The sequence below is a fragment of the Streptomyces marianii genome (genome assembly GCF_005795905.1).
In the GTDB taxonomy this organism is placed as follows: Bacteria; Actinomycetota; Actinomycetes; order Streptomycetales; family Streptomycetaceae; genus Streptomyces; species Streptomyces marianii.
This window is the reverse complement of sequence record NZ_VAWE01000001.1, coordinates 3,353,043-3,367,557: the sequence shown is the minus strand read 5'-3', so window position 1 is coordinate 3,367,557 and position 14,515 is coordinate 3,353,043. Positions and strand designations below refer to the sequence as shown.

The following is a 14,515-nucleotide window of genomic DNA, read 5'->3' as shown; positions in this document are numbered from 1 at the left end:
TACCCTTCCGAAGCTCGGCATTTTGTTCACCGTCGTGTTCAAACGATGGAGGTGCCGGGTTCCATGGGGGATGACGGGTAGGGGCCCGGGGGAGTCTTCAGATGAGTGCAGTGAACCCGGTCCGGGTGTCCGGACGGCGGGGGCGACAGCGTGGCCGGAGGAGGGCGGGGCAGGGGGAGAGCAGCCTCGGACTGCTGCCGCTGCCGCCCACGGAGACCGAGAAGTACGCATACGCCAAGCGGCATCTCTGGGTACTCACCCTCAGTTCGCTGGTGAGCTTCTGCTGCCTCACGGTCAGTCAGTTCAAGTTGGCGCAGTCGACTCCGCTGTTGTGGATCTACACGCCGCTGCTGCTCTTCACGGTTCTCTACTACCTGGTGTCGCTCCGGGTGAACGCGTTCACCCGGGACTTCGACATCAAGCACCACCGGCAACTGGTCCGGCGGTGGCGGCCCGAGGTGTACCCGACCGTCGACGTCTTCCTGCCCGTCTGCGGCGAGCCGATCGAGGTTCTGCACAACACCTGGACCCACGTTCGGGCTCTCGCCGACCGCTACCCGGGCGTCTGCGTCCCCTTCGTCCTGGACGACGGTGCCAGCCCGGAACTCAAGGCCATGGCGGCAGACTTCGGCTTCCGGTACGGCACCCGTCCCAACCGCGGCTGGTACAAGAAGGCCGGCAACCTGCACTTCGGTTTCGGCCAGTCGGACGGCAAGTACATCCTCATCCTGGATGCGGACTTCACGCCGCGTGCCGACCTGCTGGAGGAGCTCCTCCCCTATATGGAGGCGGACGAGCGGGTCGGGATCGTCCAGTCCCCGCAGTACTTCCGGGTCCTGGACTCCCAGAACTGGATCGAACGGGGCGCGGGTGCGGTGCAGGAGCTCTTCTACCGCTCCGTGCAGGTGTCGCGGCAGGGCAGCGACGGCTCCATCTGCGTCGGCAGCTGCGCCGTCTACCGCAGGGCCGCTCTGGAGACCAACGGCGGTACCACGCTGATCGAGCACTCCGAGGACGTCCACACCGGGTACGACCTGCGCGAGCTGGGCTGGGACCTGCGCTATGTGCCGGTGGCGGTGTCCACGGGCGTCTGCCCGGACAGCGCCGGCGCGTTCTTCAACCAGCAGTACCGCTGGTGTTCCGGCTCGATGAGCCTCCTGGGCAGCAGCAAGTTCTGGCGGTCGAAGCTCAGGTTGTCGACCCGGCTCTGCTACATGTCCGGCTTCTTCTACTACATCCACACCGCGCTCTTCACGTTTGCCGCGCCGATCATCCCGATCGTGCTGCTGCTGGCCATGCCGGAGAAGCTGAAGGTCGAGCACCTGTGGCTGGTGCTGCCGAGCATCGTCTACACGACGGTGATCTTCCCGATGTGGCATCGTGCGCCCTACCGGCTGGAGGCCTGGGCCGCCCGCATGATGTACGGCTGGGCGCACGTCTTCGCCATCTGGGACATCCTGCGCAAGAACCGGATGGGCTGGCAGCCGACCGGCTCCTCCGGGGCCAAGAAGAACAAGACCCGCCGCTTCTGGATCGGCATGTGGGTCTGGGGCGGGGGGACGGCGGTGATCTGGGTCGCCGCGGCCGTGTGGCGGATGTTCTCCATGGACGCGCCGGACTTCGCTCTCATCCTCTCGTCCGGCCTCTTCTACGCGCTGGTCGTCGGCCGCGTGCTCATCCAGCCCCGTCAGGAGAGCGCGGCATGATCTCCCGTTTCCGTTCCACGTCGCTGTGCGCCGCCCTGACGGCGATGCTGCTGCTCGGCACCGTCGGCTGTTCCCTCACCGACGACGACGGCACGCCGTCGGCCGGCTCCTCCACCACCGCCCCCGCGGACTCCGCCGCCGACCTCCCGTTCGACGTCCGGCCGCTGATCAAGCCGGAGAAGAAGTACTTCGGCGCGGCGCTGGAGGGGGCCCCGACCTCCATGGCGTCCGTGGAGAAGTTCACGGCCCAGACGGGCAAGCAGCCCAACCTGATCGAGTACTACGTGGCCTTCGGCGACGGGTTCAACGCCAGCGGTGTCCGTAACGCCTGGAAGTCCGGCGCCCTGACGATCACGTCCTGGGAGCCCTTCGACGTCCCGCTCGCCGACATCGCCGCGGGCAAGTCGGACTCGTACCTCGAGAAGTACGCCGCCGCGGTGCGGGAGCTGAACCTGCCGGTGGCGATCAGCTTTGCCGACGAGATGAACGGCCACTGGGAGAAGTGGGGCACCAAGCACGTCGACGCCGCCGACTACGTCGAGGCGTGGCGGCACGTGCACGACGTCTTCACCGAGGCCGGTGCGTCCAACGTGATCTGGACCTGGACGCCCAACATCGTCAACCCGGTCAGGAGCGTGGACCTCGCCGACTACTACCCGGGAGACGCCTATGTCGACTGGGTGGGCATGGTGGGCTACTTCACCCAGGATGAGGACAACGCCTTCGGGAGCGTCTTCGGCCCGACGATCGAGAAGATCGGGACGCTGACGAAGAAGCCGCTGATCATCGTCGAGACGGCGGCGGCCCCGGGGGAGCGCCGTCGCGCCGACGTCCGGAACCTCTTCGCCGGCGTCGAGGGCAACGACGACATCGTCGGCTTCGTCTGGTTCGACTACCGCAAGCGGGCCGACTGGCGCCTGTCCGCCAGTCCGCTGGCGCTGGCCGAGTTCAACCGGCTGGCCGCGGATGACCTGTTCGGGTTCGACGTACGGAAGCCGTGATGACCTCTCCCACCCAGGGCCGGAACACCGGTCATGTCCACCACCCCGAACGGTACGAGCCCTACGACGCCTACCGCGGGGACGACTCCGAGTTCGCCTGGTTCCAGACGGACACCGGGGTACCGCCGGGAGCCGCCCCCGCGCAGCCGGCCGGCACCTGGCCCGCCGAGCACTACGGGCAGCAGGGGTACCCCGACGAGGTGTACACGGCTCAGGCGTACATCGTGCATCCCCAGCAGCACGAGGGCTACGCCGTGCCATCGTACGCCGTGCAGGTGCCGACGGAGATCCCGCAGGACGAGGTCACCCAGGGGCTCCGCACCCTCGATCCCGCGGTCGTCGTCGTGCCCGAACCCCGCGCCGCGTCCGAACCGAAGACGGAATCCGGGCAGGGCTACGAGATTCCCGAGACCCCCGAAGCGGGCTGGGACATGGGGGGCAGCCGACGGCGTTCCTGGGTCAGCCGAGCCCTGCTGCTGTGTGTGCTCGCGATCCAGGCGGTGCTGTCGCTGCGGCTCGCCAACACCGCCTTCCAGGACGAGGCGCTGTATCTGTCGGCCGGTCACGCCCAACTGGACCACCTGTTCAACGGCGCCCCGCTGCCGAGCGACTACGTGTCCTACTTCTCCGGATCGCCCCAGCTGTACCCGGTGCTGGCGGCGGCGGTCGACGGGCGGTTCGGGCTCACCGGCGCCCGGGTGCTGAGCCTGCTGTTCATGCTCGGCGCGACCACGCTGCTGTACTCCTTCACCCGGCGGCTGTTCAACGAGCGCGCGGCACTGGCCGCGGCCGCGCTCTTCGCCGTGACGCAGTCCACCGTCGTCCTCGGGTTCTTCGCCACCTACGACGCCGCCGCGATCTTCCTGCTCGCCGCCGCCACCTGGCTCGTGGTCCGGACGGACCGGGCTCCGGCGGCCGCGGTGCTGCTCGCCGCCCCGGTCGCGGTGCTCGCCGTGGGCGTCAAGTACGCCACCGCGCTCTACCTCCCCACGCTCGTCGTACTCGCGCTCCTGACGTCGTGGCCCCACCGGGGCCGCGGGGCCTTCGGCCGGGCCGTGCTCCTGACCGTCGGTCTGGCGGGGCTGGCCGCGGCAGGCCTGTTCCTCACGGACGTGCTGGACGGCGTGCGCGCCACGACCACCGAACGGGAGCACGGCGCCGACTCCGCCCTGTCCCTGCTGGCGAAGTCGGGCCTGTGGGGCGGGCTGATGTTCGCCACCGCCTGCGGTGGCGCCGTCTCGTACGCCCGCCGCGGCCGGATGAACGAGTCTCCGCTCGCCCTCCGGCTGAGCGGCCCCGGCTGGCGCTGGCGTGGGCTGCTCGGCCTGGTCCTGTGCGGTACCGCCCTGCTCGCGCCCGCGTACCAGGTCCATCTCGCCACGTCCGTGGCGCTCTACAAGCACATCGGGTTCGGCCTGCTTTTCGCCGCCCCGATGGCGGGCATCGGCGTCACCCGGCTGATCGGGGCGCACTTCCGCTATCCGCAGCTGGGCATCATCCTCTGGGTCTCGATGCTCTGCATGGGGCTGGCGCAGTCGGAGGAACGCTTCTCCTCGTGGGCTTCCGCCACCAAGCTGAACCAGGTGCTGCGCGAGCACGTCGGCGACAAGGGCCGGTACCTCGCCTCCACGCCGAACGTCCCCGTCTACTACCTCCGGGACCGCACCGACCAGTCGCGCTGGACCTCGCTCTACGGAATCGGCTACGAGGACGCCCAGGGCACGATGCACCGCGGCGAGGCGGGCTACCGCAAGGCCATCGCCGACGGCTGGTTCGACCTCGTCGTCCTCGACGGAGTCGCCTCCCCGCGGATGGAGAAGGTGGTCGAGGACGCGGTGAAGCGGAGCGGCGGGTACCGGCTCCTCGGCACCGTCCCGTTCGAGCTGGGCGAAGGCAAGGGCACCTACCGCATCTGGGTCAGGTACTGATCCGTCCCCCGGGTTCCCTCGACCCGCATCACATCAAGGAGAGTGCCAGTTGCGCCTCACCGTCATCGGCACCGGCTACCTTGGTGCCACCCACGCCGCCTGCATGGCCGAACTCGGCCACGACGTACTCGGTGTCGACATCGACCCGGACAAGATCGCCTCACTGCGGTCCGGGCGGCTCCCGTTCTACGAGCCCGGCCTCCAGGAGCTGCTCGACCGGCACATCGCCACCGGCCGCCTGCGCTTCACCACGTCGTACGAGGAGGCCGCGGCCTTCGCCCGGGTCCATTTCAGCTGTGTCGGCACGCCGCAGTCCAGGGGCTCCGACGCCGCCGACCTGACCTATGTGGACGCGGTGATCGACGCCCTGGCGCCGCATCTGACCGGCCCCGCCCTGGTCGTCGGGAAGTCCACGGTGCCCGTCGGCACCGCGGACCGGCTCGCCGCCCGGCTGGCGGCGCTGGCTCCCGCCGGAGCCGGTGCCGAACTCGCCTGGAACCCGGAGTTCCTGCGGGAGGGCTTCGCGGTGCGGGACACCCTCCGGCCGGACCGGCTGGTCCTCGGAGTCCGCTCGGACCGGGCGGAGGCCCTGCTGCGGGAGGTCTACGCGCCCGTCCTGGCCACCGGGATCCCGCTGATCACCGCCGACTTCCCCACGGCCGAGCTGGTCAAGACGGCCGCCAACGCCTTCCTCGCGACCAAGATCTCGTTCATCAACGCGATGGCGGAGGTCTGCGAGGCCACCGGTGCCGACGTGTCCGTACTGGCCACCGCGATCGGCCACGACGAGCGCATCGGGGCCCGTTTCCTGCGGGCCGGCGTGGGCTTCGGCGGCGGCTGCCTGCCCAAGGACATCCGGGCTTTCGCGGCCCGCGCCGAGGAGCTCGGTACCGGACGTTCCCTCGCCTTTCTCAAGGAGGTCGACGCGGTGAACCTGCGCCGCCGGGACCGGGTCGTCGACCTGACGCGCCGGTTGTGCGCGGGGGATCCGGCGGGGGCCCGGGTGGCCGTACTGGGTGCGGCCTTCAAGCCGGACTCCGACGACATCCGGGACTCTCCCGCCCTGGACATCGCCGTCAGGCTCCACCTGGACGGTGCCGATGTCACGGTGTACGACCCGCAGGCGATGGACAACGCGCGCAAGACGCACCCGCTGCTCGGTTACGCCCTGTCGGCGGAGGAAGCGGTGGTGGACGCCGATGTGGTGCTCCACCTCACCGAGTGGCGCGAGTTCCGGGACCTCGACCCGGCGGCCCTCGCCTCCCGCGTCCGCGCGCGCCGGATCGTCGACGGCCGAGGGGCGCTGGACGCGGACCGCTGGATGGCCGCCGGCTGGGACTTCCATGCGCTGGGCCGCCCTGCGCGCAGCTCGGCCGGGACCGCCGTGCGTGCCGAATGACGACCGCCGCCCCGCGATCGGGGCGCGTCGGGCGCACACCGTCGGCAGGCCGGTGACGGCCGCTCTCGCGTCAGGCACGGCTCGCCGGGCGAACCCGGGCCGACGCGGTCACCGGGCGGCGGCCGGACCGCCGTCGGTTCCGGCGCCCGTCCGCGTGGTCGGCCGCGCCCGGGACCGTGCCGGAACGGCCCCGGCCGTCAGCCCGCCGGGGCCGTGGCCGCCGCGGACGCCTGCATCTCGCCGCGGCGCACGATCTGGCGGAACGTGAACTCCGCGAGGTCGTCGCCCGGCTGGAACGCCTTGCTGTCGCCCTTGGCGACGGACTTTCCGCTGACGTAGCCGGTGGCGGTGAAGTAGGCGTACCGGCCGTAGGAGTTGCCCACGAAGCGGCACACCGGCCCGCCCTTGCAGAAGGCGGCGACGCCCGAGCCGGAGAGCGGGGCGATGCTGCGGGCGGACTGCTTCACGGCCGCCTGCGCCTGCGCCTCGGTCGGGAAGACGGCGACGCCGATGGTGACGGCCACGCCGTCCTTGGTGTACGTGGCGCGGATGACCTGGTCGCAGCCGTGCGAGCGGAGCGCCGTGCCCAGCGAGGCCTGGGTCGCGGAGGCGCAGTTCGTGGTGCGGGCCGTGGGGCCCTTGGCGTAGACCCGGTCGCCCATCGTGAGCTTCTTCCCCGGGAAGAGGGTGTCGGCGCTCAGCGGCGCGGTGTCCTTCTTCGCGCTGGAGATGAAGTCCTTGGGGTTCGGCGGCGGCGGGGGAGCGACCGTCGAGAACGACGGCTCCGGCTGTGTGGTCTCGTTCGGCAGCTGGGGAGCCGTGGGCAGGTCACCGGCGGTCTTGCCGGAGGACGACGCGTCGTTGGTGAAGACGACCGCCGTGGCCACGATCGCGGCGACGGCTGCCGTCGCGACACCGCCCGCCCCGATGAGCAGCCATCTCCTGCGGCGGGCCCGCGCGGCGGAGGCGTCGGCCAGCGCCGCCCAGTCGGGCGTCGACGACGGAGGCTCTCCGTAGGACTCGTACGGCTGCCGCGGCTCCTGCGGCCACTGCGATCCCCCAAAGCTCATGCCGCGCATCCTAAACCGGTTGGGCGTGAGCATGTCCTGCGGTGACAATGCCCGCCATGGGACATCTTGAGGCCGCGCATCTGGAGTACTTCCTCCCGGACGGGAGGGTGCTGCTCGGCGACGTGTCGTTCCGGGTGGGCGAGGGGTCGGTCGTCGCCCTGGTCGGGGCGAACGGCGCGGGCAAGACGACCCTCCTGCGCCTGCTGTCCGGTGAGCTGAAGCCGCACGGCGGCACGGTGTCGGCGAGCGGCGGCCTCGGAGTGATGCCGCAGTTCGTGGGTTCCGCGGCGGCGCCCCCGGTGCCCGGAGGGCGACGGGGGAGCGACGAGCGCACGGTCCGGGACCTGCTGGTCTCGGTCGCGCCGCCCAGGATCAGGGACGCGGCCCGCGCGGTCGACGAGGCCGAGCATCTGATCATGACCGTCGACGACGAGGCCGCGCAGATGCGGTACGCGCAGGCGCTCAGCGACTGGGCCGAGGTGCAGGGGTACGAGGCCGAGACCGTCTGGGACATGTGCACCACGGCCGCGCTCGGCGTCCCCTACGAGAAGGCCCAGTGGCGCCTGGTGCGCACCCTGTCCGGCGGGGAGCAGAAGCGGCTGGTGCTGGAGGCGCTGCTGCGCGGCCCGGACGAGGTGCTGCTGCTCGACGAGCCGGACAACTATCTGGACGTACCGGGCAAGCGCTGGCTGGAGGACCGGCTGCGGGAGACCCGCAAGACCGTGCTCTTCGTCTCCCACGACCGGGAGCTGCTGGCCACGGCCGCGCAGAAGATCGTGGCCGTGGAGCCGGGGCCCGCGGGCAGCGACGTCTGGGTCCACGGGGGCGGTTTCGGCACCTTCCACGAGGCCCGGCGCGAGCGGTTCGCGCGCTTCGAGGAGCTGAAGCGGCGCTGGGAGGAGGAGCACGCCCGGCTGAAGGCCCTGGTCCACAAGCTGCGCCAGCAGGCGGCGATCAGTCCCGACATGGCATCGCGGTACCGCGCGATGCAGACGCGGTTCAGGAAGTTCGAGGAGGCCGGCCCGCCGCCGGAGCCGCCGCGCGAGCAGGACATCCGGATGCGGCTGCGCGGCGGCCGGACCGGGGTACGGGCCGTGACCTGCGAGAACCTGGAGCTGACGGGGCTGATGAGACCCTTCTCGCTGGAGGTCTTCTACGGCGAGCGGGTCGCGGTGCTCGGCTCGAACGGCTCGGGCAAGTCCCACTTCCTGCGGCTGCTCGCGGGGGAGGACGTGGCCCACACGGGCACGTGGAAGCTGGGCGCCCGGGTGGTGCCCGGGCACTTCGCCCAGACCCACGCCCACCCGGAGCTGCTCGGCCGCACGCTCGTCGACATCCTGTGGACCGAGCACGCCAAGGACCGCGGCGGCGCGATGAGCGCCCTGCGCCGCTACGAGCTGGAACGCCAGGGCGACCAGACGTTCGACCGGCTCTCGGGAGGGCAGCAGGCCCGCTTCCAGATCCTGCTGCTGGAGCTGCGCGGCGCGACCTCGCTGCTGCTGGACGAGCCGACCGACAACCTGGACCTGGAGTCCGCGGAGGCACTGCAGGAGGGCCTGGAGGCGTACGAGGGCACGGTGCTCGCGGTGACGCACGACCGCTGGTTCGCCCGGTCCTTCGACCGCTTCCTCGTCTTCGGCTCGGACGGGGTGGTCAGGGAGGCGCCGGAGCCGGTCTGGGACGAGCGCAGGGTGGTCCGGGCGCGGTAGCGGAGGCCCCGGGGCCTCCGTGCCGGGCCGCGCCGCCGGGCCGGGGGCGTTTTGACCCGTGCGGGGGAGCGCGGGTATTCTGCTGGTTCGTTATGCGTATTGGCTTGCTCTATCTCACGTGAGGGGCCCTTACGCCGGTTCACCGGGCCGATGACCAGCGGCATGCACTCGGGTTGCGTCCCCGATGTGCGGCCAGGGCTGTCGTGATCGTCCGGGTGGCCTTGTCAGGACCCCGTCCTCCGTGCTCTCACGAGCCGGGGGATCCCCATCACTGAAGAAGCGAAGGCTACGACCGTGCGTACGTACAGCCCCAAGCCCGGCGATGTGACGCGCCAGTGGCACGTCATCGACGCCCAGGACGTCGTCCTGGGTCGTCTGGCCACCACCGCTGCCACCCTCCTGCGGGGCAAGCACAAGCCGATCTACGCGCCCCACGTCGACGCTGGTGACTTCGTCATCATCATCAACGCCGACAAGGTGCACCTGTCCGGCAACAAGCGGACCCAGAAGATGGCGTACCGCCACTCCGGCTACCCGGGTGGTCTGCGCTCCGTCCGCTACGACGAGCTGCTCGACAAGAACCCCGAGAAGGCCGTCGAGAAGGCCGTCAAGGGCATGCTGCCCAAGAACTCCCTGGGCCGTCAGATGCTCTCGAAGCTGAAGGTCTACGCGGGCGAGAACCACCCGCACGCTGCCCAGCAGCCGGTCCCGTTCGAGATCACCCAGGTCGCGCAGTAAGTCCGGCCACCCCCTAAGACGAACAGAATCTGAGGAGAATCGTGGCCGAGACCACCACCGAGACCCCGCTCGAGGGCGAAGAGACCTACGCCGAGGTCACCACCTTCGAGTCCGAGGCCCCCGTCGAGGGCGAGTACACGAGCGAGTCGCTCGCGTCCCGCTTCGGCGAGCCGCAGCCGGCCGCCGGCCTGGGTCGCCGCAAGAACGCCATCGCCCGTGTCCGCATCGTGCCGGGCACCGGCAAGTGGACGATCAACGGTCGCACCCTCGAGGACTACTTCCCGAACAAGGTGCACCAGCAGGAAGTCAACGAGCCCTTCAAGGTGCTCGAGCTCGACGACCGCTACGACGTCATCGCCCGCATCGCGGGTGGCGGCGTGTCCGGCCAGGCCGGCGCCCTGCGCCTCGGCGTGGCCCGCGCGCTGAACGAGGCGGACGTGGAGAACAACCGCGGCCCGCTGAAGAAGGCCGGCTTCCTGCGCCGCGACGACCGCGCGGTCGAGCGGAAGAAGGCCGGTCTGAAGAAGGCCCGCAAGGCCCCGCAGTACAGCAAGCGCTAATCGCCTGCTCGCCTGTACGGCTTACGTTCGCCCCGGCGGCACTCGGTGCCGCCGGGGCGTTCCGTATACCGGACCCGGGGCGCCCCCGGGGTGACACAGCCCCGTACCCCCGGCGTATAAACGGCACACGGGGGACCCCGCACCCTCACGCAGGGACACCACGGGGCTTGCGTTTTTCGGAGCACAATCGGAGGACACCAGTGGGACGACTCTTCGGCACGGACGGTGTGCGCGGTGTCGCGAACGCGGATCTGACGGCGGAGCTGGCGCTCGGCCTGTCGGTCGCGGCGGCGCACGTGCTGGCCGAGGCGGGCACGTTCGAGGGCCATCGGCCGACGGCGGTGGTCGGACGTGATCCCCGCGCGTCCGGGGAGTTCCTGGAGGCCGCCGTGGTGGCGGGCCTCGCGAGCGCGGGCGTGGACGTCCTGCGGGTCGGTGTGCTGCCCACCCCGGCGGTGGCGTACCTCACCGGCGTGCTCGGCGCCGACCTCGGAGTGATGCTCTCCGCGAGCCACAACGCCATGCCGGACAACGGCGTCAAGTTCTTCGCCCGCGGTGGCCACAAGCTCGCCGACGAGCTGGAGGACCGGATCGAGTCCGTCTACGAGGAGCACCGCACCGGCGCGCCGTGGGACCGGCCGACCGGCGCGGGCGTCGGCCGGGTCCGGGACTACGACGAGGGCTTCGACAAGTACGTCGCCCACCTCATCGCCGTGCTGCCGAACCGGCTGGACGGGCTCAAGGTCGTTCTCGACGAGGCGCACGGCGCCGCGGCCCGGGTCTCGCCCGAGGCGTTCGCGCGGGCCGGCGCGGAGGTGGTCACGATCGGCGCCGAGCCGGACGGCCTCAACATCAACGACAACTGCGGTTCGACCCACCTCGGCCTGCTGAAGGCCGCGGTCGTCGACCACGGGGCCGACTTCGGCATCGCCCACGACGGCGACGCCGACCGCTGCCTCGCCGTGGACGCGGAGGGCAACGAGGTCGACGGCGACCAGATCCTCGCGGTGCTGGCGCTCGCCATGCGCGAGGCGGGCACGCTGCGCGGCAACACCGTCGTCGCCACCGTGATGTCGAACCTGGGCTTCAAGCTGGCGATGGAGCGCGAGGGCGTCGAACTGGTGCAGACCGCCGTCGGCGACCGCTATGTGCTGGAGTCGATGAAGGAGCACGGCTACGCCCTGGGCGGCGAGCAGTCCGGCCACGTCATCGTCCTCGACCACGCCACCACCGGAGACGGCACGCTCACCGGGCTGATGCTGGCGGCCCGCGTCGCCGCGACCGGCCGGTCCCTGGCGGAGCTGGCCGGTGTCATGGACCGCCTCCCGCAGGTCCTGGTCAACGTCCCGGACGTCGACAAGTCGCGCGTCTCGTCGTCGGCCGAGCTGGCGGCCGCCGTCGGCGACGCCGAGCGCGAGCTCGGCACCACCGGCCGGGTACTGCTGCGCCCCTCCGGCACCGAGCCGCTGGTCCGGGTGATGGTCGAGGCGGCGGACATCGAGCAGGCCCGCTCGGTGGCCGGGCGGCTCGCCGACGCGGTGAAGTCCGCGCTGGGCTGACGCGGGACTCCGCGGCCCGCCGTTCGGGGGAACGGCGGGTGTCGCGGCCGGAGGCCCGGCGGCACGGCTCCTACGTTCGGCTGGCATGACGTACGTATCAGCTGACCGCTCGTCAGGGCCCAGCCGTCGCACCGCACTGGCCGGGATCCTCGGCGGGGCCGGGGCCGCCGCACTGGCCGGGTGCACCTCGTCGGGGGCGAGGCCAGCGAACGCGCCCACGCCGAGCGGGGCGACCTCGCCGCAGCCCCAGGCGGACAGCCCGACGCCCGGGGCGATGACGCTCTTCGAGGATCCGGCCTACAACTTCAGCTGTCTGTGGGCTCTCGGCGGGGCCGGCTTCAGCGCGGGGGAGGTGGGCGAGGTCCTCACCGCCGTGAACGCCGTGAACAAGGCCGGCCTCTCCGCGCAGACGTACGTCGCGACCTTCCGCGAGCTCGGCGACAAGCTGATGGGGCCGCCCCCGGGCGGCAAGCCCGACGACCAGACCACCCGCTTCCGTGCGCTGCGCGCCGCGCAGTACTACGCCCAGGCGCTGTTCTTCGTCCTCGGCTCGGACGACCCGGGCAGCGAGGAGGACCTGTACAAGGCCGGGCGGGGCGCCTGGGACAAGTTCTGCGACCTGTGCGACCCGGCACCGGTGAAGGCGAACGTCCCCTACGGCAAGACCCCGCTGCCGGTGTGGTTCTTCCGTCCGGACTCGTCGGACACCCGCCGCCCCACCGTGATCCTGACCAACGGCAGCGACGGACAGAACGTCGACATGTGGACCTACGGCGTCGCGGCCGCCCTGGACCGCGGCTGGAACGCCCTCGTCTACGACGGTCCCGGCCAGGGCCAGCTGCTCTTCGTGGACCGGGTGGTCTTCACCCCGACCTGGGAGAAGGTCGTCGGTCCCCTCGTCGACTGGCTGTCGCAGCGTTCCGACGTGGACACCGCCAAGATCGGTCTCACCGGGTTGAGCATGGCCGGTGACCTGGCACCCCGGGCCGCGGCATTCGAGGACCGGATCGCCGCGCTGGTGGCCATGCCCGGCTGCGTGGAGCCGTGGCTGGGCTTCCCCGCGGAGGTCCGGGAGATCCTCACCCCGAGCAAGGAGGAGACGAACAACATCTGGAACGAGGAAGTCGTTCCCGGAATGTCCCCCGCCGACGCCGCGACGATGAAGAAGCGCTTCGAGCCCTTCTCCATCCCGGCGATGCTCGCCGCCCGCGAGGGCAAGATCTTCACCGACTTCTACACGCCCGCCAAGCGCATCCAGGCGCTGACGATCACGGACATCGTGCCGCGCATCAAGACGCCGACGCTCGTGCTCGACTACGAGGACGAGCAGTTCTACCCGGGTCAGGCGCAGCAGATGTTCGACGCACTGACCGCGCCCAAGGACTATCTGAAGCTCACCGCGGCCGAGGGTGCGCAGCTGCACTGCTCGCCGATGGCGCCGCAGCTGCACTGCGAGGTCGTCTTCGACTGGCTGCAGGGGACGCTCGGGTAGTCCGTCCGGATGCTCCGGGGGCGGGCACGGCGCCGGGCCGGTCCGCCCCGTCGTCGTTCCGGGCCCGGTCGCCCCGGTTCAGTCGCCCCGCAGCAGGTCGAACACGTCGACGGGAGGCGGGAACAGAGGGGCGCAGCGGCGGCAGGCGTACACGTTCCAGCCGGGACCGCTCGCACCGTGGACCTCGTGCACCAGTACGGGATCGTCCGTGACCTGCTCGCACCGCACGCACATGCGCACGGGCGGCGGCCGTTCCGGGGAGCGGTCGCGGTTCATGCGGCCGCCTCGCGGAGGAGGGCGTCGCCGAGGTAGGGGCGCACCAGCGCGCCCGCGTCCCCGTCGAGCGGTTCGTCGAGGCCGTACGGACTGCGGTGCGCGGGCAGGGGCGGCGCCGGTCGCGCGCCCGGCGCGGGCGGGGGAGTGGTACCGGGGCCCGCTCCCGGAGGGAAGCGCCGGTCCAGCCAACTCCGCAGCCGCGCGGCGAGGCGGGGGATAAGGTCGGTCACGTCATCGGCTCCTTGGTTCCCTAGGGCGTGTTGCGAAAGTCCCTCCTGGCCCGCGACGCCTGGCACGCACGCTCGCTGCGTTGTCGGAGTCATCCAAGTACGTCCAGTACGAGGATGATCCTCCGCCTTGCGATCGCACGCACCAGACGCCGCAGGCCCCGCCCTACGGGCGGACGGAGCTACTTTCGCAACACGCCCTAGTCGGTTGATGGCCACGCCCCGGGACGGCTGTATCCGTCGCCGGGGTGCTTCTTTGCAGCGTAGAGGAGGTGTACTACCCCCGTCTAGCCTCTGGGGTAGCTATGGAGAGTGAACGCCCGACGTCTACGGTCGCGATCATGAGTATTGACCGGGAAGGCCCCGTGCCGCCGTATCAGCAGATCGCCGCGTTTCTGCGTGAGCGCATCGAGAGCGGCGCGATTCCCCCTGGGCGGCGCATTCCGAGCCTGGTCGAACTCGAAGCGGAATTCGGAGTGGCCAGGGACACCCTGCGCAAGGCGGTGAAGGTACTCAAGGACGAGGGCCTCGTCGAAACCGTGACGGGCATGGGCGTCTTCGTCGTGGACGGTAAAGGAACGGGCGCCTGAGCGACAGGATCCCTGGCGAATCGTTCGCGCGCACCATTCGTACGACGCTCAGGCTCCCGCCGGCTTCGACATAGCCCGGCGCCGGCGCGTCCACGGCCTCTTCTGGACGAGCAGCGTCAGCGTCCCCGCCAAGACGATCCCGACCAGGTTCAGCAGCAGTTGGCGGCTGAAGCCCCCTGCCTGCCCGTCGTCGCCGTGACCGGGTGCCACCGCCGGCAGGCGCAGACGCGGCACGCGGACGGCTCCTCGGCGTTCGTCCG

Annotated in this window: 14 protein-coding genes; 10 read left to right on the top strand and 4 right to left on the bottom strand. The window is 71.0% G+C overall.

Going from position 1 to position 14,515, the window contains the following annotated elements; all coding sequences use genetic code 11:
• Positions 1-101: 101 nt before the first annotated feature.
• From FEF34_RS14990 to FEF34_RS14975, 4 genes are read left to right on the top strand one after another with little or no spacing between them, the layout of a single operon-like run.
• On the top strand, positions 102-1,706 hold the full coding sequence (locus tag FEF34_RS14990; RefSeq protein WP_234042406.1) for a glycosyltransferase family 2 protein: 1,605 nt from the start codon (positions 102-104) through the stop codon (positions 1,704-1,706).
• Entirely contained in the window at positions 1,703-2,707 is a 1,005-nt protein-coding gene (locus FEF34_RS14985) for a glycoside hydrolase family 26 protein (RefSeq protein ID WP_138053650.1), read from the top strand. Before FEF34_RS14990 ends, FEF34_RS14985 begins: the two co-directional genes overlap by 4 nt.
• Positions 2,707-4,635, top strand: a complete 1,929-nt coding sequence (locus FEF34_RS14980; RefSeq protein WP_138053649.1) for a glycosyltransferase family 39 protein — start codon at positions 2,707-2,709, stop codon at positions 4,633-4,635. Before FEF34_RS14985 ends, FEF34_RS14980 begins: the two co-directional genes overlap by 1 nt.
• A gap of 49 nt (positions 4,636-4,684) precedes the next feature.
• The gene (locus tag FEF34_RS14975; protein ID WP_138053648.1) at positions 4,685-6,034 is read left to right on the top strand and encodes a UDP-glucose dehydrogenase family protein; all 1,350 of its coding nucleotides are present in this window, start codon (positions 4,685-4,687) and stop codon (positions 6,032-6,034) included.
• 197 nt (positions 6,035-6,231) lie between these two features.
• Here the strand turns inward: FEF34_RS14975 and FEF34_RS14970 are convergent, their stop codons facing one another.
• Positions 6,232-7,104, bottom strand: a complete 873-nt coding sequence (locus FEF34_RS14970) for a hypothetical protein (protein ID WP_138053647.1) — start codon at positions 7,102-7,104, stop codon at positions 6,232-6,234.
• A 47-nt stretch (positions 7,105-7,151) separates the two neighbouring features.
• On the opposite strand from FEF34_RS14970, the gene FEF34_RS14965 reads away from it, so the two are divergent.
• The 5 genes from FEF34_RS14965 (at position 7,152) to FEF34_RS14945 (ending at position 13,162) form a co-directional block, all read left to right on the top strand.
• Positions 7,152-8,813 carry an ABC-F family ATP-binding cassette domain-containing protein gene (locus FEF34_RS14965; RefSeq protein WP_138057497.1) on the top strand — a complete coding sequence of 554 codons (1,662 nt, stop codon included), beginning with the start codon at positions 7,152-7,154 and terminating at the stop codon, positions 8,811-8,813.
• 294 nt (positions 8,814-9,107) lie between these two features.
• Positions 9,108-9,551, top strand: a complete 444-nt coding sequence (rplM, locus tag FEF34_RS14960) for a 50S ribosomal protein L13 (RefSeq protein WP_017949632.1) — start codon at positions 9,108-9,110, stop codon at positions 9,549-9,551.
• A gap of 41 nt (positions 9,552-9,592) precedes the next feature.
• Positions 9,593-10,111 carry a 30S ribosomal protein S9 gene (rpsI, locus tag FEF34_RS14955; RefSeq protein WP_093656348.1) on the top strand — a complete coding sequence of 173 codons (519 nt, stop codon included), beginning with the start codon at positions 9,593-9,595 and terminating at the stop codon, positions 10,109-10,111.
• Between the two features lie 200 nt (positions 10,112-10,311).
• Positions 10,312-11,670: a phosphoglucosamine mutase gene (glmM, locus tag FEF34_RS14950; RefSeq protein WP_138053646.1), complete on the top strand. Its 1,359-nt coding sequence runs from the start codon at positions 10,312-10,314 to the stop codon at positions 11,668-11,670.
• 85 nt (positions 11,671-11,755) lie between these two features.
• Complete coding sequence (locus FEF34_RS14945; protein ID WP_138053645.1) at positions 11,756-13,162, top strand: alpha/beta hydrolase family protein; 1,407 nt, start codon at positions 11,756-11,758, stop codon at positions 13,160-13,162.
• A 78-nt stretch (positions 13,163-13,240) separates the two neighbouring features.
• Here FEF34_RS14945 and FEF34_RS14940 read toward each other — a convergent pair whose 3' ends face one another.
• Both FEF34_RS14940 and FEF34_RS14935 read right to left on the bottom strand, forming a co-directional pair.
• Complete coding sequence (locus tag FEF34_RS14940) at positions 13,241-13,438, bottom strand: hypothetical protein (protein WP_138053644.1); 198 nt, start codon at positions 13,436-13,438, stop codon at positions 13,241-13,243.
• The gene (locus FEF34_RS14935) at positions 13,435-13,668 is read right to left on the bottom strand and encodes a hypothetical protein (protein ID WP_138053643.1); all 234 of its coding nucleotides are present in this window, start codon (positions 13,666-13,668) and stop codon (positions 13,435-13,437) included. The genes FEF34_RS14940 and FEF34_RS14935 overlap by 4 nt, the downstream gene beginning before the upstream one ends.
• A gap of 338 nt (positions 13,669-14,006) precedes the next feature.
• Here FEF34_RS14935 and FEF34_RS14925 point away from each other — a divergent pair, with 338 nt between their 5' ends.
• A complete protein-coding gene (locus FEF34_RS14925; RefSeq protein ID WP_138053642.1) occupies positions 14,007-14,255 on the top strand; it encodes a GntR family transcriptional regulator in 249 nt (82 codons plus the stop codon).
• A gap of 48 nt (positions 14,256-14,303) precedes the next feature.
• On the opposite strand, the gene FEF34_RS14920 is transcribed toward FEF34_RS14925, so the two are convergent.
• Complete coding sequence (locus FEF34_RS14920) at positions 14,304-14,489, bottom strand: hypothetical protein (protein WP_138053641.1); 186 nt, start codon at positions 14,487-14,489, stop codon at positions 14,304-14,306.
• Positions 14,490-14,515 lie beyond the last annotated feature (26 nt).

Bases quoted from the DNA above. Each gene is read 5' to 3' on its own strand.
- FEF34_RS14990 (WP_234042406.1), top strand. From the start codon at position 102: ATGAGTGCAGTGAACCCGGTCCGGGTGTCCGGACGGCGGGGGCGACAG.
- FEF34_RS14985 (WP_138053650.1), top strand. From the start codon at position 1,703: ATGATCTCCCGTTTCCGTTCCACGTCGCTGTGCGCCGCCCTGACGGCG.
- FEF34_RS14980 (WP_138053649.1), top strand. From the start codon at position 2,707: ATGACCTCTCCCACCCAGGGCCGGAACACCGGTCATGTCCACCACCCC.
- FEF34_RS14970 (WP_138053647.1), bottom strand. From the start codon at position 7,104: ATGAGCTTTGGGGGATCGCAGTGGCCGCAGGAGCCGCGGCAGCCGTAC.
- FEF34_RS14965 (WP_138057497.1), top strand. From the start codon at position 7,152: ATGCCCGCCATGGGACATCTTGAGGCCGCGCATCTGGAGTACTTCCTC.
- FEF34_RS14945 (WP_138053645.1), top strand. From the start codon at position 11,756: ATGACGTACGTATCAGCTGACCGCTCGTCAGGGCCCAGCCGTCGCACC.
- FEF34_RS14940 (WP_138053644.1), bottom strand. From the start codon at position 13,438: ATGAACCGCGACCGCTCCCCGGAACGGCCGCCGCCCGTGCGCATGTGC.
- FEF34_RS14925 (WP_138053642.1), top strand. From the start codon at position 14,007: ATGAGTATTGACCGGGAAGGCCCCGTGCCGCCGTATCAGCAGATCGCC.